The organism is Mycobacterium parmense (assembly GCF_010730575.1).
GTDB classification, from domain to species: domain Bacteria; phylum Actinomycetota; class Actinomycetes; order Mycobacteriales; family Mycobacteriaceae; genus Mycobacterium; species Mycobacterium parmense.
In genome coordinates this window covers 1285902-1308518 of sequence record NZ_AP022614.1, presented here as the reverse complement: position 1 = coordinate 1308518, position 22617 = coordinate 1285902, and the positions used below count along the sequence as shown (strand labels likewise).

The following is a 22617-nucleotide window of genomic DNA, read 5'->3' as shown; positions in this document are numbered from 1 at the left end:
CTGCGCCGCTCAATGTCCTGAGGCGATACGCCAACACTGGTTCATTTGATCCCGAAGTCCTGTTCCGGCCGAGCCCAGACGCAAATCGCAGAAAGCAGAGAAGATTACTACGACAAGGTCCGCGTCGTGTCGACACGCATCTTGTCGACCCACGCAAAGAACTCGTCGGCGGAGAAGACCGGCTTGCCGAGTTCCTGAGCCCTTTGCGCTTTTCCGGACTGAGAGCCAATCTCGGCGGTTACCAAGACTTCGCACCGCGTCTTTGTCACCGACTTAACTGGCGTGAGACCCGCGGCTGTTGCGATGGTCATCATCTCATCACGCGACAGGATTCGCCCCGCGGCGTTCTGTGCCGTACCTGTGAAGCAGATGCGTGCCCCCGGCACAAGAACCGAGGCTATGTCTTCACCTGCACGCGCTGTCTTGACCGAAGCATCGATGATTTTGACACCAAGCAGTTTCTCGGCCTCCCTCAGACGCGCCGTGGATTCGTCGGTGAGTCTGACCCGCGAAGCCGCGGCCCTCAGTTGGTCGGCAACTGATTGGCGGGCTGAGACGATCCATGGTGTGTCCCCCAGGGTCCTGGTGCGGCCCTGCACCTGCTGCGGTTCGGCGTCACTCAGCAGTACCTGACCGACACTGCGGCTGACGTCCAGGATCGCCGATAACGCTGGCAAGTGAACCGAAGTCGGCGTCGGAATCTGATGGGAACGACTCACGATGTAACCAAGGAGCGATTCTGACTGCTCCGGTTCGCCAAACGGGGTCGAACTCGAGTCGTCGAGTCCGGCCTTTGCGCGTGCGTTGAGTGACGCGAGCGCTCGTTCCAGCGCGGTGGCGGCGGCGAGCGCTCGGCCATGTGTTGGTCTGAGGGCGGCGAGGGGCACCTCGATCCCCAAAGGCAACGCCGTCACATGACCGAGCCTTTTGAGTTCGAAGTCGATGAGACCGAGCGTCTCGTCAATGCCGCTGCCGACGGGCGTGCACCCGACAAGCATCGGAGCGATGACACTCCACGCTTCGGCGAGCGTCGGGGCCAAAAGGACGTCAGAAACCTTGATGCCATAGCACTGTCGTGCATCGGCGAGATCCCGCTGCGGATTGATTAAGCTGCTAACGGCCGTCCCATCATCGAAGGCCACAGCTATTTCGACGGGCCGGGGCCGCGACATGCGTCCTTCGTCACCGACGGTGAGAATCGCGATGCCGCAATAGCGATGAGGGTGGTCTTCTTTGACTGTGCCGCGCAGAAAGCGTGCGATGCGTCGATCCGTCTTGAGATCCTTGGGTAATACGGGCCGTTTGAGCACGAGTCCTTGAAGCGATGTGCATCGGCTCAGGGCAACGTAGAGTTGGCCGAAGTCGAATGTGCCGCCGGTCAGGTCGACGACCAGCCGGTCGAGTGTTTGTCCTTGGCTCTTGTGGATCGTGATTGCCCATGCCAACTTGAACGGCAGCTGGGTGAACGTGCCGACGGTCTCATGCCGAAGTGAACCGCCCTCGACGACCGGCCGCGTGGCCTCCCACATGTGGGCCGTTATTTCGGCGGTTGTCCCGTTTGTGAATTCGACTGTCACGATTAGACCGTGAGCTTCATGGACTTCGGCGATGCGACCGATGGTGCCGTTGACCCATCGGTCGGATTGGTCGTTGTTAAGCATCATGATTTGGGCGCCGACTTTGAACCGCAGTTCTTCATCGGTGGGTCGCTCAAAGAGGCTTAGGTCCCCGGACTCCTTGGCGTGGTGTACCACCTCGTGGCCGGGCAATCGTTCAAGCTGCTGGCGGTTGCGGGCTGACACGAGTCGGTTGGTCGGCGCCAGCGTGAGCCAGAATTCATCGTCAGGCGGGACGAAGTCGGCATCGACGCGGTCATTGAGCTGCTCTTGTGCATGCGCTAGAAGCACGCCTTCGCGGATCGCGTTAAGGATCGAGGTAAGCCGCTCGTCACCCTTTTGGCGGAACACCGTTGTCAGCGCGACGGTTGGAAAGTCCTCGCGATGGAAACTGTCGGCAGAGAAAAAGTAGGGCGTCTCATATCGAGTTGAGAAGTACTCGACTTCCGGTTCGGTGACCACGGGCGGCAATTGATACAAATCACCGACTAGCACAATTTGCACCCCACCGAAAGGCGTTCCCGGCGCCAGGCCAAATCGTTCGAGCGCAGCTGCCAGCATGTCGAAGAGGTCGGCGCGCACCATCGATGCTTCGTCGATGATGAGGGTCTCCAGTGAGGCGAGCGTTTTCGCGAATCGTGAGGGGTAGTAGCGGCCGGTGCGGACTTCATCCAAGGTCGTCGTTTTGCTGAAGCTGAATAGGCGATGGATGGTGTAACCGCCAACGTTGAGGGCCGCGACCCCAGTGGGCGCGGCGACAACAACCTTCCGATTCGTCTCGAACATGAATTGGCGAATCAGCGTTGACTTACCCGTGCCCGCCTTTCCTGTGAGGAAGAGATGACGACCATCGCTCAGAAGCGCGAGTGCATGCCTAAACTCCCCAGTCAGGACGATACCGCGACCATGCGTGTCGCCCTCAGGCCTCGCTAGTTGCTCACGTGTCTGATCCGGTTGGCCATTGTCCGGGCGAGAGATGACGGTTCCCTCAACGAATCCGGTCCACTGTGCGCCGTCCCACCACCGCAGATGAGCCTGTCGCCATGGATCGGCATACCAGCCCGCGGCCACAGCCATCCTGTCCCCCTCAGGAACCGACTTACAAAATGCGCATGTTCACATTGTCCTAGCACGTGGATCCGACACCGGCAGGAGTTTCCGGAGATCGAGCGATTCACGATCAGCTGTGGCGCAGCGGGCTTATGATCGCCGCGACTATCGAGGAGAGGCTTGTGGTGCAGTTGGCGGACGTAATTGCCGTGTTTCGCTACCGGGAAGGCGGTTCCGCTATTTGGCATGTGGATATCAGCCCGTCGACGCCACTGACGCGCCTCTGCGGCGCGTGGGTTACTGGCGATGCCTGCACTTTGCGCAATGTGCTTGCAGCCCGGTTGCTCTTGCCATTCGGTGGTCGGCTGATCACAGACGCGACCGAGCTCGCAGACAGAACCGTGGGCATCGTCGATCCCAACGCGACACTGGCCAACACCCGCGACAGGATCTCCGAACTCGATGCACTGCATCGCGATTCGAAGACCGCTGCCGGTCAACCCCGGGCGCCCATCATCTGGCCGGCGCTTCCGCAACCCCTGGACTGGGCCGCACTTCCGCCACCGCCTCGAGGAGTCAATCCCGACCCGTTTGTAGCCGAGACCATCGCAGTCGCCCGATGGTTTGCCGAGCTCGCGGAAGTGTGGTCAAAAGTCGAGGTGGCTCGGACGTCGCGGCAGCACCTCGCGTGCGGTGATTTGACACCACAACCGCTTCCCGTAGCTCTAACACCGACAGATGATCGCTCTCTTGCTTGATCTCAGTAAAGAAAGTTCTCACACCCTGGGCCGAAGCCGGTGCACGAGCGTTAGCGCGCCTGCTGGCCATGGCGGCTCGATATGGCGGCGAGTAGCGAGTACAGCCCAGGCATGTCGTGAGTGATGCCGGGCGTGCCGAGGCCTTTGAGATGTGGGTGCTGATTGGTTGTGGACAAGCTGGTGCGGCGGCGGACGGAGGGCGAAGCGTAGCGAAGCCCGCAGGTAGCCGCCGGATTCCTGCGGGCTGTGCGGTCATGGCTGCGCTGAGCATCGGCTGTGCGCCGGGGCGACGGGGCTCGTAGGCTGGCTGCTGTGAGCGGGATTCTGACGCAGCGTGCGCGTCGTGAGGCCGAGGCGCGGTTGGCGGGCCAGCCTCGGCGGTTGGCGCATGTTCGAGGGGTTGCGACGGCAGCCGAGCGCTTGGGCCGGCGTTTCGACGCGCAGACAGCGGACTGTCTGGTGGCGGCGGCGTGGCTGCACGACATCGGCTACGCGCCGTCGGTATGCGGAACCGGATTTCATCCGCTCGATGGTGCGGAGTTTGTTCGATTGGCCGGCTTCGGAGAACTGGTCGCCTCGCTGGTGGCGTTTCATTCCGGAGCGCATGTGGAGGCATCTGAGCGCGGAGTGTCGGGTCTATCGGCATTCGGCGATCCGCCCAGCGACGTTCTGGATGCGTTGACTTTTTGTGATTTGACGACCGGGCCGGACGGGTCGCCGGTGTCGGCTGATGATCGACTAAGCGATGTATTGGCTCGCTACGGGCCTGAGGATCCCGTGCATCGCGCGGTCGACGCGGGCCGCGAGGAGCTGTTAGCCGCCGTTCGGCGAGTGCGCGCCTGGCTGTAACCCACGTGGGTCAGCCGAGGTATGGAGTGTCGCGGTGTTGTAGGTAGTGGTCGATGCGCAGCCGCATCGAGGGGTGCATATCCAGGGCGGGGATGTCGTCGGGGTGGGACCAGGCGATGTCAGTGCTTTCGTGGTCTATGGCCAGTTCGCCGCCGATTAGGGTGGTGGTGAAGCACAGGGAGAATTGTTGGCGGACTTCGCCGTCGGTGAACGCAACGACGTGGTGTGGGTTGGTGTAGACGCCGACCAGAGCGGTGACTTCGACATCAAGACCGGTTTCTTCTTTGACTTCGCGCACGGCGGTGCCCGCGATAGTTTCGCCGATGTCGTGCCCGCCGCCGGGTAGCGCCCACAGGGTGTTGTCACGGCGTTTGATCAACAGAATGCGGCCTTGTTGGTCGGTGACGATGGCCGAGGCGGACGGGACCACGCTGTTGGGCTGGGGAGCGTTGGGGTCGTTGTAGTAGTCGGTGCGCATTGGGGTCAGCCTTTCGCGGTCAGTGGGGTGGCGTGGTCCCAGACATGGGAAAATGCTTGTTCGAGGGTGGCCCAGAGTCGGGGCTCGTGGTTGCGGGAGAGCACGAGCACGGGGTTGTTGCGTCCCGGTGAGCCGTAGATGTGGAAGTTGACGATCATTGTGTCGTCGACCCGGAAAGTTGATGTGTACAGCGTGGTGTCGTGGGTGCGGATGTGCAGGCCCGGTGTGTCGGCATGCGGGGTGAGCAGTTCGACGGAGGTGCGGCAGCGTGCGATGACGGCTTCACCGATGCCTTCTTCCTCGCCGCGCAGGATCGTGGTGGCGGTGTCGGGGTGACCGATGAGGAACCGCACCTGAACACCACGGGCGGCGGCGTCGAGCAGGGTGTCGAGAAATCCGTCGAGCGTGTCGAACAGGAACGTGGCTGCCAGGACGAGGATGTCGATACCGGTGGTGGCGTCGGCGAAATGCTGTTGCCACGCGGTGATCGGCAACTGCGTGCGGCTGGCGTAGAGCGTCGCGGTGAATGGCCCGCCCGGGTTTGTCGTCAGCGCGCGTGCGGTAGAGGGTTGGAACTGGTTGGGCCACAGGTCGTGCGGGGTGCAGCCGAGTACGCCGGCGGCGCGGCGTGCGTTATCGTCGCGGACTTTGTAGTTGGTGTTGGCTAGCCATCGGCGCACCGTTTTAACATCCACGCCCACGGCAGTGGCGAACCGCCCATGGGACAGCCCCTTGGCGTGCAGTCGTTGCGTGAGGCGATCGTTGGGGATCACTGCGGCGTCGATGCAACCCTCCTGATCGTCCATCGTCTCAGCACATGTCTTTCGGTTGTTGATCCTGTCCATCACTAGCGCGTGGTTCCTAGTTTGCCATGGGACTGGCGCGTCCCCGCGGCGGCGATGTCTGCCTGATGTCGGCAGCGATGTCCGTGTCGTGTCCGAAATGTCTGGGCCGTGTCGGAAACCCCTGCAAATTTCGCTCGCAACGTCCGCGGTGTCCGCGTGAGCTGATTCCTGCGCCTCGCCGGGCGCATTCAGATCACGAAAGGAACAGCGGGACAATGCGATTAAGAATTGATACCTCGGGGACGCGGTTCATCGTCACCAGGGCGGCCGAGCCGCGGCTGGACTTCGAGACCGGCAGCCCGAAAGTCGACACCGCGACCGGGGTGCCGCTGTACGCCGCACAGCTACTCGCTTTGGATGACACTGGCGGCGAAGTACTCAATATCACTGTCGCTGGAGACCCGAAAGTTACAGTAACCCAACCTGTTTCGGTGTCGGGACTGGTAGCCATCCCGTGGGCTCAAGGTGATCGCAGCGGTGTGGCGTTCCGCGCCGACGCCATCGCCCCCACGAACCACGCCGCTGCGCCGAGCGATCAGGCGTCCCGCGTGCAGAAGTAGCCCGGTTGCTGGGGCGCGGCGCTCGTGGGTGTCGCGCCCCCGCACGGGAGTTGCTGCCGACCATTCACTCACCATAGGGGCGCCTGTCATGGCATCAAACCACAAGAACACCAACAACTCTCAATCCAACGATGACGACTGGATCACCGACCTCATCCTCGCACTGTTCAAGGCGCTCGGATATCTGCTGTGGTGGGCGGTGCTGTTCCCGGCCATAAGCATCCCGATCATCGCCAGCGTGGGGATAGCCATCACCCATGGCCCACGCCCGGGGCTGATCATCGGTGCTGCTCTCGTTGCTGCGTATGTGGGATGGGCGTGGCTGGACCCGCGATCGTTTCGCGGATGGGTCACCGAGCCGGTGCGGCGGCGCTGGTTGACCTGGTTGCGCTACACCCGCACCTGGGAATCGGTGTGCACCCTGCACGGCCTGACCGCCACACTTGGCGAACGTACTTTGGTGCCGACCTTGCATTCGGTGCGCATCGGCAAGACGATCGACGTCCTGGCGCTGCGCGTGGTGACCGGCCACTCCCTGACCGATTGGCACAAGCAATCGCAGGCGCTAGCCGCCGCCTGGCGTGCCGACCGGATCACCATCCGCGCAACCGCGCCCGGAGAACTACGCATCACCTTGATGCGAGGCGACGCGCTGGCCGACCCGATTGCTCTGTCGATGCCCACGACGACGACTGCGGTGGATGTGGGGTCGGTCCGGGTCGGCATCACCGAATCCCGCCGCTGGTGGCATCTACCTCTGCTCGGCCACCACCTGCTGGTGGCTGGCGCGACCGGCGCGGGCAAAGGCTCGGTGTTGTGGTCACTGATCGCTGGCATCGCCCCCGCAGTGAAAACCGGACAGGTACGGCTCTGCGTCATCGACCCCAAAGGCGGCATGGAACTGGGCGCTGGAGCACCCATGTTCACGGTGTTCACCCACGACGCCACCGACTCCACCTTGCACCTGCTGCGGCAACTTGTGGAGGTGATGCACACCCGCGCCAACCGGTTACGCGGCAAGACGCGCTTGCACACCCCCACCTCATCCGAACCGCGTTTTGTCGTGGTTATTGATGAGATCGCCGCTCTGACCGCCTATGTCACCGATCGCAAGGTGCGCAGCGAAATGGAACAACTGCTGGGTCTGTTGCTCTCCCAAGGCCGCGCCGTCGGCATTTCGCTGGTGGCTGCGGTACAAGACCCGGCCAAAGAGACTCTGTCAGTGCGGCAGCTGTTCACCGTGCGGATCGGGCTGCGGCTGACCGAAGCCACCCAAACCGCCATGGTTCTCGGCCAGGGAGCAAGGGATGCCGGTGCGGATTGCGACCGGATCTCTGATGCAACGCCGGGTGTGGGGTACATGATGATCGATGGCACCGCCCACCCGGTGCGGGTACGGGCATTTCACGTCACCGACCACGACATCACCACTCTGGCAGCACGATTCCGGGCACCCCGTGCCGGGACCCGCCCCAACCAGGCTAACGGCGAGCGCACCGACACCGATGGGGGTCAGCGGTGACTACTGCAACGACTGCCCTCACGCTGGTGTTGCCCGGGATAGCCGCCACAATCGACACCAACGCGGTGGTGGACCAGATGGTGCGCCGCGCATCCTCGATGGGGTTCGAATCGTGGTGGCGGCGCGCGGAATCCGTTGGCTTCTGCGCCCACCCCATTCAACTCACGGGTACCGACGAGTTCGGCCGCGATCGGGTGGTGTGGACACGGTGCAATAACCGCCGCGCCCAGATCTGCCCGTCGTGCTCAGACCTGTACGCGCGCGACACGTGGCAACTCGTGCACGCTGGCACCGCCGGCGGGCACCACGACATCCCCGAAGCAGTGGCGGATCGCCCGCAGGTGTTTGTCACTCTGACCGCACCTAGCTACGGGCCGGTCCACACCACCTCACGTGCAAGCGACAAGCGCCTCCGGGTGCGCCGCGACCACCATGGGACTGGCGGCTACCGCCGCTGCCCGCATGGAAAACCACTGTGGTGCAGCACAACCCACGGAGAAGGTGACATCCATGTGGGACAGCCGATCTGCGTGGACTGCTATGACTACACCGGGCATGTGCTGTTCACCTGGCACATGCCAGAACTGTGGCGGCGGTTCACCATCACCCTACGACGCACGCTGCGCCGCGAGCTACGCGCCTCCGGCGCCGACCCGGATGCGGTGCGGGTCAGCTTCATCAAAGTCGTCGAGCTGCAAGCCCGGCTCGTCCCGCATATTCATGCCCTGATCCGTCTCGACCCGCGCGACAGCGATAACTGCGGTGGTCAGGAGTGGCAAGCGCCCCTCACGGCGATCGAACTGGCCACCATCATCCAACAGGCCGCTCGAACCGTGGCCGTGACGGTCACCGACTCATCCTCAGATACCGCGACACGGGTGATCAGGTTCGGCACACAAGTCGACACCCACCCCATCGAGAACCGGCGCGCTGGCACGGACAGCGGTGCTGTGCAGGAGGATTCACCACACGGCCGGGTGCTGCAAGGCCGCCGCTTAGCTCGCTACCTCGCGAAATACGTCACCAAATCCCTAGCTGACGTCGGGATCAGCGCGCGACGCATCTCCACCGAGGCCATCGCTGACCTGGATGTGTCCGATCACGTCCGGGCGATCCTGACCACCATCAGCCAACTCGCCGATAGGGGACTGGCTGGTGTCGGCCGGTGGCTGCACACCCTGGGCTACCGGGGCCACATCACCAGCAAATCCCGCTGCTACTCCACCACGATGACCGCGCTACGCGAACGTCGCGCTACCTGGACACGTGAACAACGTCTGAAAAGCACTGCACACCAACATGGTTTCGGCTTCGACTCCACCGATGGCGATGATCTGGTGGTGTGGGAGTTTGACCGTGCCGGCCTCACCAGCCTCGGCGACCGCACCCTCGTGAACTCCGCGGCCCTCCGACGCATGGAAACCCGCCGCATCGGACTGATGGAAGTCCGTGGCCAAGCCCGCAACCAACGATGGGATTCGCCAGGGGGGAACGATGGCTGACAGATCCCGAATAGCACATGCCCGGTCCGAGCATGACGCTCGAATCGATGCGCCGACGATGTCAGAGGGGGGTGTTGAAATTGTCGTGCCCGACCACTATCGACTTCCGCCCGAGGCCAACAGCGCGCTGGTACACGTGATAATGGCTGTGCGGGACCGGATGCTCGGATCAGGGAGGGGAGTGGCGTGAGCCTGAGGTTCGCCTTCTATGGCCGAGTGAGCACGGAGGATGCTCAGGACCCGGAGGCGAGCCGTAGCTGGCAGAAACGGCGTGCTCTTGATCTTATCGGTCCGCATGGCGGAGTTCTGGCCGCTGACTACTTCGATGTGGGACAGAGCCGTTCACTGCCGTGGAAGCGCAGACCGGAGGCATCGCGTCTGCTTGCTGATGTCGCATCTCGTGACCGTAGCTTCGATGCTGTCGTGATCGGGGAGCCCGCCCGCGCGTTCTATGGGCCGCAGTTCGCGCTTACTTTCCCTGTGCTGACGCACTACGGAGTTGGTTTGTGGGTACCTGAGGTCGGTGGAGCGGTCGACCCCGGCTCCGAGGCGCACGACCTCGTGATGACGCTCTTTGGCGGAATGAGCAAGGGCGAGCGTGCGCGAATCCAGATGCGCGTCCGTACCGCGATGTCGGCGCTCGCGCAGGACACAACGAGATACCTCGGTGGTCGACCACCGTACGGTTACCGGCTGGTCGATGCCGGACCGCACCCAAACCTTGCTAAGGCCAATCTTGGGCAGCGGCTTCACCGCCTCGAACCTGACCCCGCGACATCTTCGGTCGTCGAGCGGATCTACCGCATGTACGCCGACGGAGCGGGCCTGCGCTACATTGCGCAACAGCTCACCGACGATGGCGTGCCGTCACCGAGTCAGTACGACCCGGCGCGGAATCGTCATCGTGACCCGCGAGGATGGTCCCATTCGGCGATCCGCGCGATACTCGACAACCCGGCGTACCGCGGTATCCGTGTTTGGGGCAAGCAGGAGAAATACGAGGTCCTGGTCAACCCCGATGATGTCGCGGCGGGGTATGAGACTCGTATGCGGTGGCGTGATGAGGCCGACTGGATCGCACCAGACCGCCGCACGCATGAAGCGCTGATTCCCGATGAACTGGTGCAGGCTGTTCGTCTTCGGACGCTGGCACGGCGTGGTCCCGGTCTCGTGTGCGGCAGAGAATCGACGGTGCCGTATGCGCTCCGCGGGCTGCTTTTCTGTGCCGCGTGTGGACGGCGGATGCAGGGCGCCGCTCGCGTCGGGAAACGAATGACCCGCATCCTCTACCGTTGTGAGCTGGGTAAGTCGCGGTCTGTACCTGTGGACCTGAGTGATCATCCGCGCACCGTCTATCTCCGTGAAGACGAGGTGACTGCGCGACTTGACGAATGGATCGCCACCTTGGCCGATCCGGAAGACCTCGCACACGGGCAGGACGTGGACCCGGCAGCCGGTACTGGCTACGCCGCCCTGCAACGCCAGCTTCGCGAGGCGAATGCCAAGGTTGCTGCTTTGGTTACCGCCGTGGAGTCTGGCGTGGCCGTGGAGGACTTGACCGCCGCATTGCATCGCCGCACCGCCGAGCGCGACGAGCTGAAGGCCCGTCTTGAGCAAGCGGAGCGTCCCCGTGTCATGTCCGCCGCACAGATCAGCGAATTGGTCGAGGAACTGGGTGGGCTGTCAGCCGTGCTCGGTGCGGCGACCGGGGGGGAACGCGCCCAGGTGTACGCGAGCCTCGGGCTCCGCCTTGATTACGATCCGCATCTGCGACAAGTCAAGGCGACGGCCGACTTGAGTCGTGTCGCCGGATGTGTCCGAGGGGGGACTTGAACCCCCACGCCCATTAGTAGGGCACTAGCACCTCAAGCTAGCGCGTCTGCCATTCCGCCACTCGGACAAGGCCAAACCCGCATGGGTTGGCAGCTAAGGCTAGCGGATGGGTGCGCGCCTGCCCAACCCAGCCGGCTGAGACCGGCGGCGGCCGCGCTCCCGAGCCCGTTGGCGGCGGCAGTGGTAGGAAAGGTGGTTGTGACCGTCGGAAGCGGGGCGAGCGGGGCAAGCGGTGAGGGCGAGGCGCCGCGCGACGCGAATGACGACGTGGTGCAGGTCGTCAGCAGGCTGATTCGGTTCGACACCACCAACACCGGCGAACCGGAAACCACCCGGGGTGAGGCGGAGTGCGCGCGCTGGGTCGCCGGGCTGCTCGAGGAGGTCGGATACCAGACCGAATACGTCGAATCGGGCGCGCCGGGCCGGGGCAATGTGTTCGCGCGCCTGCCTGGGGCCGACAGTTCGCGCGGCGCCCTGCTCGTGCACGGCCACCTCGACGTCGTGCCCGCCGAGCCCGCCGAATGGAGCGTGCACCCGTTCTCCGGGGCCGTGGAGAACGGGTTCGTCTGGGGCCGCGGCGCGGTCGACATGAAGGACATGGTCGGCATGATGATCGTGGTGGCCAGGCAGCTCAAGCGCGCCGGGATCGTGCCGCCGCGCGACCTGGTGTTCGCGTTCGTCGCCGACGAGGAGCACGGCGGCCACTTCGGCGGGCAGTGGCTGGTGAGCAACCGGCCCGACCTGTTCGACGGCGTCACCGAGGCGATCGGCGAGGTCGGCGGGTTCTCCCTGACCGTGCCGCGGCCCGACGGAACCGAGCGCCGGCTCTACCTCATCGAGACGGCCGAGAAGGGGCTGGCGTGGATGCGGCTCACCGCGCGCGGGCCGGCCGGCCACGGGTCGATGGTGCACGATCAGAACGCCGTCACCGCCGTCGCCGAAGCGGTCGCGCGCCTGGGCCGCCACCGGTTTCCGATCGTGCTGACCGACACGGTGGCGCAGTTTCTGGCCGCCGTCAGCGAGGAGACCGGGTTCGCGTTCGACGCGGACTCGACGGACCTCGAGGGGGTGATCGACAAGCTCGGCCCCACGGCCCGCATGCTGAAGGCCGTGCTGCGCGACACCGCCAACCCGACGATGCTCAAGGCCGGCTACAAGGCCAACGTCATCCCGGCCACGGCCGAGGCGGTGGTGGACTGTCGAGTCCTTCCCGGTCGCAAGGAGGCGTTCGAGGCCGAGGTCGACCAGCTGATCGGGCCCGACGTCACCCGCGAGTGGATCAGGGACCTCACCTCCTACGAGACCAGCTTCGACGGCGACCTGGTCGACGCCATGAACGCCGCGGTCCTCGCCCTCGACCCCGACGCCCGGACGGTGCCCTACATGCTGTCGGGGGGGACGGACGCAAAAGCGTTCGCGCGCTTGGGTATCCGCTGCTTCGGTTTCAGCCCGCTGCGGCTGCCGCCCGATCTCGATTTCAGCGCCCTGTTCCACGGTGTCGACGAGCGGGTACCCATCGACGCGCTGAGGTTCGGCACCGACGTGCTGGCCCACTTCCTGACCCATTGCTAGTGCCGGATAAACACGAGAAGTCACGAGAGGATTGCTCATGACCACCCGCCCCGACCCGTACGCCTCGCTGCCGCAGCTGCCGACGTTCACGCTGACCTCGGAGTCGCTCACCGATGGCGGGTCGCTGGCGAAGCCCCAAGTCAGCGGCATCATGGGTGCCGGCGGGGAAGACGTCAGCCCGCAGCTGAGCTGGTCGGGATTCCCCGGCGAGACGCGAAGCTTCGCCGTCACCGTCTACGACCCCGACGCCCCGACGGCCTCCGGTTTCTGGCACTGGGCGGTGGCCAACCTGCCGGCCGACGTCACCGAGCTGCCTGCGGGCGCCGGTGACGGCCGGGAGCTGCCCGGTGGCGCGCAGACGCTGGTCAACGATGCCGGGATGCGCCGCTATGTCGGCGCGGCGCCGCCGCCCGGGCATGGCGCGCACCGTTACTACGTCGCCGTGCACGCCGTCGACGTCGACAAGCTCGACCTGACCGAGGATGCCAGCCCGGCCTACCTCGGGTTCAACCTGTTCCAGCACGCCATCGCGCGCGCGGTCATCCACGCGACTTACGAGCAGCAGGGGTAGCGCGATCAGGGTGTGATCGCCGCGGCGAGCTGCTCGGGCAGGTAGTCGACGAGCGCCGGGAGCAGGCCGCCGAAGGGTGTGCCGCCGACGGGCACGGTGACCGGGATGGTGGCCAGACCGAGGATCGAGAGGTCCACGGTCGCCGAGATGGCATGCGGGGCAACGAGAATGCCGTCGAACGGCAACGACATCGTCAGCGGCACGGTGACGCCCCCGACGGTCGCCGGCATCGAGAGCCCGATGACGGTCTCGCCGTTGAGGAAGCCGTTCAGCGCGTAGGCGGGCAGATCGACCAGCGCGCCGGCCGCGGCGACACCGTTGCCGCTCGCCAGAGCGGCCCCCAGAACCTGTGCGCCCGTGGCGAATCCGCCGAACCCGGCGACCGGTGCGCCCAGCACCGAGAAGGCCAGCGACAGCGGCAGCCCGAAGTTGGCGCCGACCGTCACCAGTGGGTTGACGCCCACCTGGATGCTGGTGGAGATCGTCGCGTTGGTCAGTGTCGTCACCGCGCTGGTGTAGTTGTGCGCCATCTGCGCCAGGATCGAGCCGGGTGGCAGCAGGGCGGCGAAGTTCTGCGCCTGCAGCGCGGGGATGCCCAGGATGGGCAGCAGGTCGCCGCCCGGCCCGAGCACCAGGATGTTGGTCAGGTTGCTGGTGTTGAAGCCGCTGATGAACAGGCCCAGCGCTCCCTGGGTCACGTCCACCACGGCGGCGTTGTAGTTGCCGGCGGAGATCGCCTGGGAGGCCAGCGCGAGGTCGGCCTGGAAGGTCGGGAGCGTGGTCTGCAGGTCGGCGCCGGCCTTCGACAGTGCCGCGCTGAAGGTCTGGGCGTAGCCGACCTGCTGGTTGACGAAGGCCTGCGCGAGCGCGCCCGGGTTGAACGTCGCCGCCCCCTGCAGGCTGATCTGGATGTTCTCCGGCACGTTGGCCAGCGTGGTCGGGAAGTTCTCGAGGGTGAGCGCGAGCCCGCCGCCGAACGCCTGGGCGTAGCCCTGCTGATTGGCGATCACCTGATGCAGGAGCGGGAACGGGTGGGCGGCCCACGTGCTGTTGAGGCTGTGCAGGTTGGCTTCGGTGTTGGCGATCAGCATCTGCCACGGGTTGCCGGCGGCGGTGGCGGTCTGGCTCGCCTCGAACAGATTCGGGAAGAGCGGCGCCAGGACCGGTTGAAGTCCGTGCAGCAGTGGCACATCCACGATGGCGCCGGACAGTGCCTGGCCCAGCAGGCCGAACGGGTTGGACAGCACCGTGGGGACGCCACCGGAGATCAGGGTGGACAACACGCCACCGAGGTCCAGGCCGATGCCGCGAAGGGTGGGGCCCAGGGGTGAGCCCGCGATGATCGGGCCCACCGGTCCGCCGGTGAACAGCAGCTGGCTCACCGGCCCGAGGATCGGGTCCAGATAGGACGGCACGCCGATGTAGGGCGCCAGATTCCCGCCGGTGAGCAGCGCCTCGAAGCCGCCCAGGATCGGGCTCAGTCCGCCGAAGATCCCCCCGCCGCCCCCGAGGATGGGGCTCACGCCGCCGAGGATCCCCGTCAGGCCGCCCAGGAGCGGGAGCGTCGCCGCCGGGGTCGCGGCGGCGGGGGCGATGGTCGCGCTCAGCAGAGCCTGCTCGGCGCCGGCTTCGGTGCTCAGATATGCCGTTGCGGCGTGGCTCAGCAAGCTGACGAACTCATGATGAAAGGCCGCCGCCTGCGCGCTCAGGGCCGCGAACTGCTCGCCGTAGCCGCCGAACAGCCGCGAGACCGCCAGCGAGACTTCATCGCCGGCCGCGACGGCGAAGGTTGTGGTGGGCCCCGAGGCCGCCGCGGTCGCCTCCCGGAGCGTCGAGCCGATGTCCGCCAGATCACCGGCCGCGGCCGAGACGACTTCGGGTGCGGTGAACAGAAACGACATGAGATCCCCTCGTCTCAGGCCCGACACCAGACCAGGTGATCATAGTCACACCCTGGCAAACTCTTCCACGCGTGCCGAACAGCTCCGCCGAGACGCCGACGGGGGCGCGGGAGTATCGGCACGGACGTCGCGGATTAGGTTGTGCGCTCACGGTTTCGACTGTGCGCGCCGGGCGGGGTCTGTCGGCGTGTCGCCGCCGTGGCAGCACGCTCGACGCCCGGGCAGCACGCCGCGCCGCCAAGGAGCAGCTCGCCGAGGACGACCGGGGGGAAACAGCCGCCTGACTCAGCTCGCCGACCCGACCGCCTCGGCGAGCGAGGCGAACCCCCCGTCATGCAGCCGGCGCGCGATGCCGTCGTGAATGTGCTTGGGCCACAGGCCGCCTCCATAGATGAAGCCCGTGTAGCCCTGCAGCAAGGAGGCTCCGGCGGTAATGCGGTCCCAGGCATCGTCGGCGGTCTCGATGCCCCCGACGCTGATCAGGACCAGCCGGTCGCCCACGCGCGAGTAGAGCCGGCGCAGCACCTCGGCGGCCCGGCGCGCCACCGGCGCCCCCGACACGCCGCCGGCGCCCAGGTCGCCGACCCCGGGTGTCATCAGGCCGTCACGCGACACCGTGGTGTTGGTCGCGACGATGCCGGCCAGGCCCAGCTCGACGGCCAGGTCGGCGATCGCGTCGATGTCCGGGTCGGACAAGTCGGGTGCGATCTTCACCAGCACCGGCGTCGACGTCTCGGCAGCCTCCCGCAGAACCCCCGCCAGGATGGGCCGCAGCGCCTGGACCGCCTGCAGGTCGCGCAGCCCGGGGGTGTTCGGCGAGCTGACGTTGACCACCAGATACGACGCCAGCGGACCCACCAGCCGTGCGCTCGCCCGGTAGTCGTCGACGGCATCGGCGGCGGGGGTGATCTTGGTCTTGCCGATGTTGACCCCGATCGGGACGTCGGGCCGCTGCCGCGCCAGCCGGACCGCCAGCGCGCCCGCGCCGAGGTTGTTGAACCCCATCCGGTTCAGCAGAGCCCGGTCCGCGGGCAGCCGGAACAGGCGGGGGCCGGGATTGCCCGGCTGCGGGTGCGCGGTGACGGTCCCCACCTCGGCGTACCCGAAGCCGAGCGCCCCCCACGCCGACACGCCCTTGCCGTCCTTGTCGAACCCGGCGGCGAGCCCGAGCGGCCCCGGGAATCGAACGCCGAACACCGTGCTGGCCAGCACGGGATCGCTCGGGCCCAGCAACCGGTGCAACCCTCGCCGCACCGGGGCGAGGGCCGCGACCCCGCGCAGCAGCGCGAAGACCAGCCTGTGCACGCGTTCGGCCGGCAGGGCGAACAGGAGGCGTCGCAGCAGGCCGTACACCCGATGGCCGGTCACAGTTCGGGCTGGTCGGGCCGCCGGCTGTCGACACGAGTCTTCTTGCGACGCAGGAGGACCCGCCGGCTGCCATCGGTGTACAGCCGCACCCGGGTCAACTCCCAGCCGCGATATTCGGCCTCGATGGACAGCCGGATCGACGCGCTCAGCCGGGTCACCTCGGGCGGCAGCCGCAACGGCACCCACTCGTAGTCGTCGGACATCTCGGTGTCCCACCCCGCCGGTAGCTGACTTCGTCGCGGCATCGGAGAGCTCGTCACGGCCGGCCCGCCGCGTGCTCGATGATCTGGACCCCCGCACCGGACCCCGACACCACGTACAAGGTGCCTGACGATTCGTCAAAGGCCAGCGAGTCGGGTTGCTGCACGGTTGGGTAACGCACCTTTTCGACGGGAATTCCGGTGGACAGATCGTAACCAATCACGACGTTGGAGCCCGTCTGGGACACCCAGGACAGAGCGCGCGAACCCGCCAAGCCGTAGGGTGCCTGCGGCACGGGATAGGCCTGGCGCAGCATCAGCGGGTCGACGCCGTACACCAGCAGCTGGCCGCCCCGGGTGTCGGCCACCAGCACCCGGCCCAGCGGATCGGCGGCCATGGTGGTGGCGCCCTCGCCGGCGCGCAGTGCCTGCCGCGCACGTCCGTCGTCGCCGATGGTGGTCACCGAGGTTTGCGCCCGGTCCAGCACCACCGTCGTATTTCCTTGCGTGACAAGCCAATCAACGCGCGCGAAGATTTTGTTGCGGCCGCCGACGGTCGCGGCGGCGACCCTGTCCGGGGTCCGGGAGGCCAGGGTGTAGACGGCCCCGTCGGCGCTGCCCAGGACGAGCTTGCCGTCGGCCCGTTGCGCGATCGCGGTGAACTCGGTCGTCGCGGCCTCGGACAGACCCACCCGTGCGGTGCGCCCGGTGGGCAGGTCGACCACGAAGTAGCCGCCGCGGGCGGCCAGGTACACCGTGCCGTGGCCGTCGTCGGTCAGCGCCGACGCCGGTCCCGGCAGGGCCAGCACGCGCGGTGCGGCCCGGGTGCCGGCGAAGACGGCGACGCTCCCCGGCGCCGCCGAGTCGGCGCCGGGGGACAAGACCGCCAGCTCGTGGGTGCCGCCGTCGAAGACGGCCGCCGTGGCGTGGGCTGACAGCGCTGCGACGGCGCCGGCCGGCTGCCGCGAGACCGGCGGCGACACCGCCGCCGACGCCGGTGCGATGGTCGGCGGAGCGGGATTCAGCGGATTCGAGGAACAGCCGGCAACCGTCGCCAGCAAAACGAGCGAGCTGAGGGAGGTGCCCCGAACTGCCCGTTTGCGGCGATTAATCCCTGGCAGCAATTATTTTCCTTCGCGTAACCTGCATGAGGGTCAAATTGTAAGGAACGGTTTCGCGCCCAATTTGCCGTGTTGTGCACATCGTGCCGGGCTCACGAGGTATGGTCGCGATATGACCGTCATCGTTGACCGGCATATCTCGCGCAAAGAGTTTGCTGTCGAAGACATTTCGACAGGAATCTCCGCCAGCGGGTACGGACAGGTCGGTGATGGACGCAGTTTTTCCTTTCACATCGAGCACCGTTCGCTCGTCGTCGAAATTTACCGGCCCCGCTTGGCCGGACCGGTTCCTCAGGCCGAGGAGGTGGTCGCGCGGGCGGTTCGCAGCCTTGTCGACATCGACCTCACCGACGAGCGCAGCCTGACGGCCGCGGTGCGTGACTCCGTCGCGAGAGCGATACCGGTTTCACGCTAGTCGTCGCGCGGGACGGGCCTCCTGCGGCAGGTACGGTCGTGGTCGTGAGTGCGTCGGCGATGTGTTGGTGGCTGGGCGCCGCGGCATGACGGTCCTGCTGCTGCGGCACGGCCGCTCGACGTCGAACACCGCGGGCGTCCTGGCGGGCCGGTCCGAGGGCGTCGACCTCGATGACCGGGGCCGCGAGCAGGCCGCCGGCCTCATCGACCGGGTCGGTGATCTGCCGATTCGCGCGCTCGTCACCTCGCCGCTGTTGCGCTGCCGTCGCACCGTCGAGCCGCTCGCCGACGCGCTGGGCCTCGAGCCGCTCGTCGAGGACCGGCTCGCCGAAGTGGACTACGGCGAATGGACGGGCCGCAAGATCGGCGAACTGACCGGTGAGCCGTTGTGGCGGGTCGTGCAGGCCCATCCCAGCGCGGCGGTGTTTCCTGGCGGCGAGGGCCTGGCGCAGGTGCAGGCGCGCGCCGTGGCCGCCGTGCGCGAGCACGACCGGCGATTGGCCGAGCAGCACGGCGGCGACGCGCTGTGGGTGGCTTGTACGCACGGCGACGTCATCAAGGCGTTGGTGGCCGACGCGTACGGCATCCACCTCGACGGCTTCCAGCGCGTCACCGCCGATCCGGCGTCGCTGAGCGTGATCCGCTACACCGAGCTGCGGCCGTTTGTGTTGCACGTCAATCACACCGGGACACGGCTGTCGGCCGCTTTGCGTGCCGGGCCGCCCGCGACAGACCAGGCGAAGGAGCCGGCAAAGGACGGGCCGGCCGCGGAAGCCGACGGGCAGGCAAGCGAGGCGTCGACTCAGGCGCCGGCTGCCGCGGTGCTGTCGAGCGACGCTGTGGTCGGCGGGACGACGGATTGATTCTGCTGCGGGGTTAATTCTGCCGCGGGCCGACGATCGAATCGCACCGCGACGGCAAGAGCCGGTATTTTGGAATTGCCATGGCCCGCGCAATTCACGTCTTCCGCACACCCGACCGTTTCGTGGCCGGGACCGTCGGCCAGCCCGGGAATCGCACCTTCTACATCCAGGCGGTGCACGACGCGCGGGTGGTGTCGGTGGTCCTGGAGAAGCAACAGGTCGCGGTGCTGGCCGAACGCATCGGCGCGCTGCTGCTCGAGGTCAACCGCCGGTTCGGCACGCCGGTGCCTCCTGAGCCCACGGAGGTGGAGGACCTCAGCCCGTTGGTCACCCCGGTCGACGCCGAGTTCCGGGTCGGAACCATGGGTCTGGGCTGGGACTCCGAGGCCCAGACCGTCGTGGTCGAGCTGCTGGCCGTCACCGACGCCGAATTCGACGCGTCGGTGGTGCTCGACGACACCGACGAGGGTCCCGACGCCGTGCGGGTGTTCCTGACGCCGGAATCAGCGCGGCAGTTCGCCACGCGCTCCAACCGCGTCATCTCGGCGGGGCGTCCGCCGTGCCCGTTGTGCGAGGAGCCGCTGGACCCGGACGGTCACATCTGCGCGCGCACCAACGGTTACAAGCGTGGCGCGCTGCTCGGGTCCAACGATGAACCCGAGGAGTGACGAGCGCGAGGTGCTGCGCAACGGCGAGCTGACGGTCCTCGGACGCATCCGCTCAGCCAGCAACGGCACCTTCCTGTGCGAGGCCATTCTGGGCGAGCGCAGCGTGCACTGCGTCTACAAGCCGATCGCCGGCGAACAGCCGCTCTGGGACTTTCCCGACGGCACCCTGGCCGGCCGTGAGTTGGGTGCGTACCTGATCTCGAGGCAGCTGGGCTGGAACATCGTGCCGTACACGGTGATTCGCGACGGACCCGCGGGCCAGGGCATGCTGCAGCAGTGGGTGCACCAGCCCGGTGACGAGAACGGTTGCGATCCGGCGCCGGACCTGGTCGACCTGTTCCCCGCCGACAAGCCGCAGCCGGGCTACCTGCCGGTGCTGCGGGCCCACGACTACGCCGGCGACGAGGTCATCCTCATGCACGCCGACGACGTCCGGCTGCGCCGGATGGCCGTGTTCGACGTGCTGATCAACAACGCCGACCGCAAGGGCGGCCACATCCTGTTCGGCGTCGACGGCCGGGTCTACGGCGTCGACCACGGCGTGTGCCTGCACGTCGAGGACAAGCTGCGCACGGTGCTGTGGGGCTGGGCCGGCAAGCCCGTCGACGACGAGACCCTCGAGGCGGTGGCCGGGCTCGTCGACGCGCTGCGCGGGGGCTCGCTGGCCGACGAACTGGCCGGGCGGATCACCCGCACGGAGATCGCGGCGCTGCTGCGGCGCGCCCACGCGCTGCTCGACAACCCGGTGATGCCCGGACCGAACCGGCACCGCCCGATTCCCTGGCCGGCTTTTTAGTGCGGGGCCAGGAGCCGTTCGGACCGTCGGCGATACTGAACCGGTGAGCGCCGCCGCGGACGAGATGACCGATGCCGCGTTGGCCGCCGACCTTGCCGCCGACGCGGGGGAGCTGCTGCTGAAGGTCCGCGAGGAGGTCGGTTTCGGCCATCCGTGGGTGCTCGGCGACGCGGGCGACAGCCTGGCGAACGCGCTGTTGCTGCGGCGGCTGAAGGCCGAGCGGCCCGGCGACGCGGTGCTCAGCGAGGAGGCCTACGACGACCTGGTGCGGCTGCGGCACGACCGCGTCTGGATCATCGACCCGCTGGACGGCACCCGGGAGTTCTCGACGCCGGGCCGCGACGACTGGGCGGTGCACGTCGCGCTCTGGCAGCGTCCCAGCGGCGCTGCCGCCGACCACGGGCGGGAGATCACCGACGCGGCGGTGGCGTTGCCCGCGCGCGGGAACATTGTGTACCGCAGCGACACGGTGACGGCCGAGGCGGCGCGTGTCGGCGTCCCCAGCCCCATCCGGATCGCGGTGAGCGCGACGCGACCCCCGGCGGTGTTGTTCCGGATGCGGGAGGCGCTGCCGATCCAGCCCGTGGCGATCGGCTCGGCCGGCGCCAAGGCGATGGCCATGATCGACGGGGACGTCGACGCCTACGTGCACGCGGGCGGCCAGTGGGAGTGGGACTCGGCTGCGCCGGCGGGGGTGGTGATGGCCGCCGGCATGCACGCGTCCAGGCTCGACGGTTCGCCGCTGCGCTACAACCAGCTCGACCCCTACCTGCCCGATTTCGTGATGTGCCGCGCCGAGCTTGCGCCGATCCTGTTGGGCGCCATCCGCGACGCATGGCGCTGAACTCGGGCGTTTAGAGTCGACTCCATGCAGTCCTGGCCTTCCGCGCGAGTGCCCGAGTTGCCGGGACGCGGTCCGGAACTGAGGCTCTACGACACCTCCGACCGGCAGGTGCGCCCGGTGGCGGCGGGCACCGGACCGGGCTCGGCGGCAACGATGTACGTCTGCGGGATCACCCCCTACGACGCCACCCACCTCGGTCACGCGGCCACCTACCTGGCGTTCGACCTGATCCACCGGCAGTGGCTGGACCTGGGCCACGACGTGCACTACGTCCAGAACGTCACCGACGTCGACGACCCGCTGTTCGAGCGCGCCGACCGCGACGGCGTCGACTGGCGCGAACTCGGCGACGGCCAGGTCGCCCTGTTCCGCGAGGACATGGCGGCGCTGCGGGTGCTCCCGCCGCGGGAGTACGTGGGCGCCACCGAAGCGATCTCCGAGGTGGTCGAACTCGTCGAGAAGCTGCTGGCGTCCGGCGCGGCGTACGTGTTCGACGACGACTGTCCCGACGTCTACTACCGCGCCGACGCCACCCCGCAGTTCGGCTACGAGTCGGGCTACGACCGCGAGACCATGCTGAGGCTGTTCGCCGAGCGCGGCGGCGACCCGGGCCGCGCCGGCAAGGCCGATCCGCTCGACGCCCTGCTGTGGCGCGCCGCGCGGCCGGGGGAGCCCAGCTGGCCGTCGCCTTTCGGCGCCGGCCGGCCCGGCTGGCACATCGAGTGCGCGGCGATCGCGCTCAGCCGCATCGGCAGCGGGCTGGACATCCAGGGTGGCGGCAGCGACCTGATCTTCCCGCACCACGAGTTCACCGCGGCCCACGCCGAATGCGTCCGCGCCGAGCGGCGGTTCGCCCGGCACTACGTGCACGCCGGGATGATCGGCTGGGACGGCCACAAGATGTCCAAGAGCCGCGGCAACCTGGTGCTGGTGTCGGCGCTGCGCGCCGAGGGCGTCGAGCCCGCGGCCATCCGGCTGGGCCTGCTGTCGGGGCATTACCGTGCCGACCGGTATTGGAGCCGTCAGGTGCTCGACGAGGCGATCGCCCGGCTGCGGCGCTGGCGCCAGGCGACCGCGCTGCAGGCGGCCCCCGACGCCACCGACGTCGTGGCCCGGCTGCGCCAATACCTGGCCGACGACCTGAACACCCCCAAAGCTCTTGCCGCCCTTGATGGTTGGGCCACCGACGCGCTGGAGTACGGGGGCGGCGACGCCGCGGCGCCGGCGCTGGTGTCCGCCGCGGTCGACGCGTTGCTGGGAGTGGAACTGTAATGGCGGTACGGTCT

Annotated in this window: 21 protein-coding genes and 1 tRNA gene; 14 read left to right on the top strand and 8 right to left on the bottom strand. The window is 67.2% G+C overall.

Annotation, left to right across the window (positions count from 1 at the left end):
- Positions 1 to 107 precede the first annotated feature (107 nt).
- Complete coding sequence (locus G6N48_RS05960) at positions 108 to 2693, bottom strand: AAA family ATPase (protein WP_085269515.1); 2586 nt, start codon at positions 2691 to 2693, stop codon at positions 108 to 110.
- A gap of 56 nt (positions 2694 to 2749) precedes the next feature.
- Between G6N48_RS05960 and G6N48_RS05955 the strand changes: the two genes are divergently transcribed.
- Both G6N48_RS05955 and G6N48_RS05950 read left to right on the top strand, forming a co-directional pair.
- Positions 2750 to 3424, top strand: a complete 675-nt coding sequence (locus tag G6N48_RS05955; RefSeq protein WP_139825793.1) for a hypothetical protein — start codon at positions 2750 to 2752, stop codon at positions 3422 to 3424.
- Positions 3425 to 3736: 312 nt separating this feature from the next.
- Complete coding sequence (locus G6N48_RS05950; protein ID WP_085269514.1) at positions 3737 to 4273, top strand: HD domain-containing protein; 537 nt, start codon at positions 3737 to 3739, stop codon at positions 4271 to 4273.
- A 10-nt stretch (positions 4274 to 4283) separates the two neighbouring features.
- Here the strand turns inward: G6N48_RS05950 and G6N48_RS05945 are convergent, their stop codons facing one another.
- Positions 4284 to 4751, bottom strand: coding sequence for an NUDIX hydrolase (locus tag G6N48_RS05945; protein WP_085269503.1), 468 nt, complete (start codon positions 4749 to 4751; stop codon positions 4284 to 4286).
- A 5-nt stretch (positions 4752 to 4756) separates the two neighbouring features.
- The gene (locus G6N48_RS05940) at positions 4757 to 5557 is read right to left on the bottom strand and encodes a helix-turn-helix domain-containing protein (protein WP_085269502.1); all 801 of its coding nucleotides are present in this window, start codon (positions 5555 to 5557) and stop codon (positions 4757 to 4759) included.
- A 254-nt stretch (positions 5558 to 5811) separates the two neighbouring features.
- Between G6N48_RS05940 and G6N48_RS05935 the strand changes: the two genes are divergently transcribed.
- From G6N48_RS05935 to G6N48_RS05920, 4 genes are all read left to right on the top strand, one after another.
- Positions 5812 to 6156: a hypothetical protein gene (locus G6N48_RS05935; protein WP_085269501.1), complete on the top strand. Its 345-nt coding sequence runs from the start codon at positions 5812 to 5814 to the stop codon at positions 6154 to 6156.
- A gap of 88 nt (positions 6157 to 6244) precedes the next feature.
- A complete protein-coding gene (locus G6N48_RS05930; RefSeq protein ID WP_085269500.1) occupies positions 6245 to 7678 on the top strand; it encodes an FtsK/SpoIIIE domain-containing protein in 1434 nt (477 codons plus the stop codon).
- The gene (locus G6N48_RS05925) at positions 7675 to 9180 is read left to right on the top strand and encodes a replication initiator (RefSeq protein WP_139825792.1); all 1506 of its coding nucleotides are present in this window, start codon (positions 7675 to 7677) and stop codon (positions 9178 to 9180) included. The genes G6N48_RS05930 and G6N48_RS05925 overlap by 4 nt, the downstream gene beginning before the upstream one ends.
- A 186-nt stretch (positions 9181 to 9366) precedes the next feature.
- On the top strand, positions 9367 to 11013 hold the full coding sequence (locus tag G6N48_RS05920) for a recombinase family protein (RefSeq protein ID WP_085269499.1): 1647 nt from the start codon (positions 9367 to 9369) through the stop codon (positions 11011 to 11013).
- Here G6N48_RS05920 and G6N48_RS05915 read toward each other — a convergent pair.
- Positions 10995 to 11080: transfer RNA gene (locus tag G6N48_RS05915), tRNA-Leu, on the bottom strand. The two genes, G6N48_RS05920 and G6N48_RS05915, sit on opposite strands and share 19 nt — an antisense overlap.
- Before the next feature lie 131 nt (positions 11081 to 11211).
- Between G6N48_RS05915 and G6N48_RS05910 the strand changes: the two genes are divergently transcribed.
- Positions 11212 to 12585 carry a M20/M25/M40 family metallo-hydrolase gene (locus tag G6N48_RS05910; protein WP_232066552.1) on the top strand — a complete coding sequence of 458 codons (1374 nt, stop codon included), beginning with the start codon at positions 11212 to 11214 and terminating at the stop codon, positions 12583 to 12585.
- 37 nt (positions 12586 to 12622) lie between these two features.
- Positions 12623 to 13156 (top strand): YbhB/YbcL family Raf kinase inhibitor-like protein, encoded by a 534-nt coding sequence (locus G6N48_RS05905; RefSeq protein WP_085269497.1) that lies wholly within the window; start codon positions 12623 to 12625, stop codon positions 13154 to 13156.
- Between the two features lie 5 nt (positions 13157 to 13161).
- Here G6N48_RS05905 and G6N48_RS28095 read toward each other — a convergent pair whose 3' ends face one another.
- The 4 genes from G6N48_RS28095 to G6N48_RS05885 form a co-directional block, all read right to left on the bottom strand.
- On the bottom strand, positions 13162 to 15057 hold the full coding sequence (locus tag G6N48_RS28095; protein ID WP_085269496.1) for a PE domain-containing protein: 1896 nt from the start codon (positions 15055 to 15057) through the stop codon (positions 13162 to 13164).
- 285 nt (positions 15058 to 15342) lie between these two features.
- The gene (locus tag G6N48_RS05895) at positions 15343 to 16410 is read right to left on the bottom strand and encodes a quinone-dependent dihydroorotate dehydrogenase (RefSeq protein ID WP_163670940.1); all 1068 of its coding nucleotides are present in this window, start codon (positions 16408 to 16410) and stop codon (positions 15343 to 15345) included.
- Positions 16411 to 16421: 11 nt separating this feature from the next.
- Positions 16422 to 16670 (bottom strand): DUF5703 family protein, encoded by a 249-nt coding sequence (locus G6N48_RS05890; protein ID WP_085269495.1) that lies wholly within the window; start codon positions 16668 to 16670, stop codon positions 16422 to 16424.
- An 11-nt stretch (positions 16671 to 16681) separates the two neighbouring features.
- Positions 16682 to 17737, bottom strand: a complete 1056-nt coding sequence (locus G6N48_RS05885) for a YncE family protein (protein WP_139825796.1) — start codon at positions 17735 to 17737, stop codon at positions 16682 to 16684.
- 121 nt (positions 17738 to 17858) lie between these two features.
- Here G6N48_RS05885 and G6N48_RS05880 point away from each other — a divergent pair, with 121 nt between their 5' ends.
- From G6N48_RS05880 to mshC, 6 genes are all read left to right on the top strand, one after another.
- Positions 17859 to 18161: a hypothetical protein gene (locus G6N48_RS05880; RefSeq protein ID WP_085269494.1), complete on the top strand. Its 303-nt coding sequence runs from the start codon at positions 17859 to 17861 to the stop codon at positions 18159 to 18161.
- An 85-nt stretch (positions 18162 to 18246) separates the two neighbouring features.
- Positions 18247 to 19023: a histidine phosphatase family protein gene (locus tag G6N48_RS05875; protein WP_085269493.1), complete on the top strand. Its 777-nt coding sequence runs from the start codon at positions 18247 to 18249 to the stop codon at positions 19021 to 19023.
- Positions 19024 to 19103: 80 nt separating this feature from the next.
- Positions 19104 to 19691, top strand: a complete 588-nt coding sequence (locus G6N48_RS05870; RefSeq protein WP_085269492.1) for a DUF3090 domain-containing protein — start codon at positions 19104 to 19106, stop codon at positions 19689 to 19691.
- On the top strand, positions 19675 to 20487 hold the full coding sequence (locus G6N48_RS05865; protein WP_085269491.1) for an SCO1664 family protein: 813 nt from the start codon (positions 19675 to 19677) through the stop codon (positions 20485 to 20487). The genes G6N48_RS05870 and G6N48_RS05865 overlap by 17 nt, the downstream gene beginning before the upstream one ends.
- A 64-nt stretch (positions 20488 to 20551) precedes the next feature.
- Positions 20552 to 21331: a 3'(2'),5'-bisphosphate nucleotidase CysQ gene (locus G6N48_RS05860; protein ID WP_085269510.1), complete on the top strand. Its 780-nt coding sequence runs from the start codon at positions 20552 to 20554 to the stop codon at positions 21329 to 21331.
- Between the two features lie 24 nt (positions 21332 to 21355).
- Positions 21356 to 22603, top strand: a complete 1248-nt coding sequence (mshC, locus tag G6N48_RS05855) for a cysteine--1-D-myo-inosityl 2-amino-2-deoxy-alpha-D-glucopyranoside ligase (protein WP_085269490.1) — start codon at positions 21356 to 21358, stop codon at positions 22601 to 22603.
- Positions 22604 to 22617: the final 14 nt, after the last annotated feature.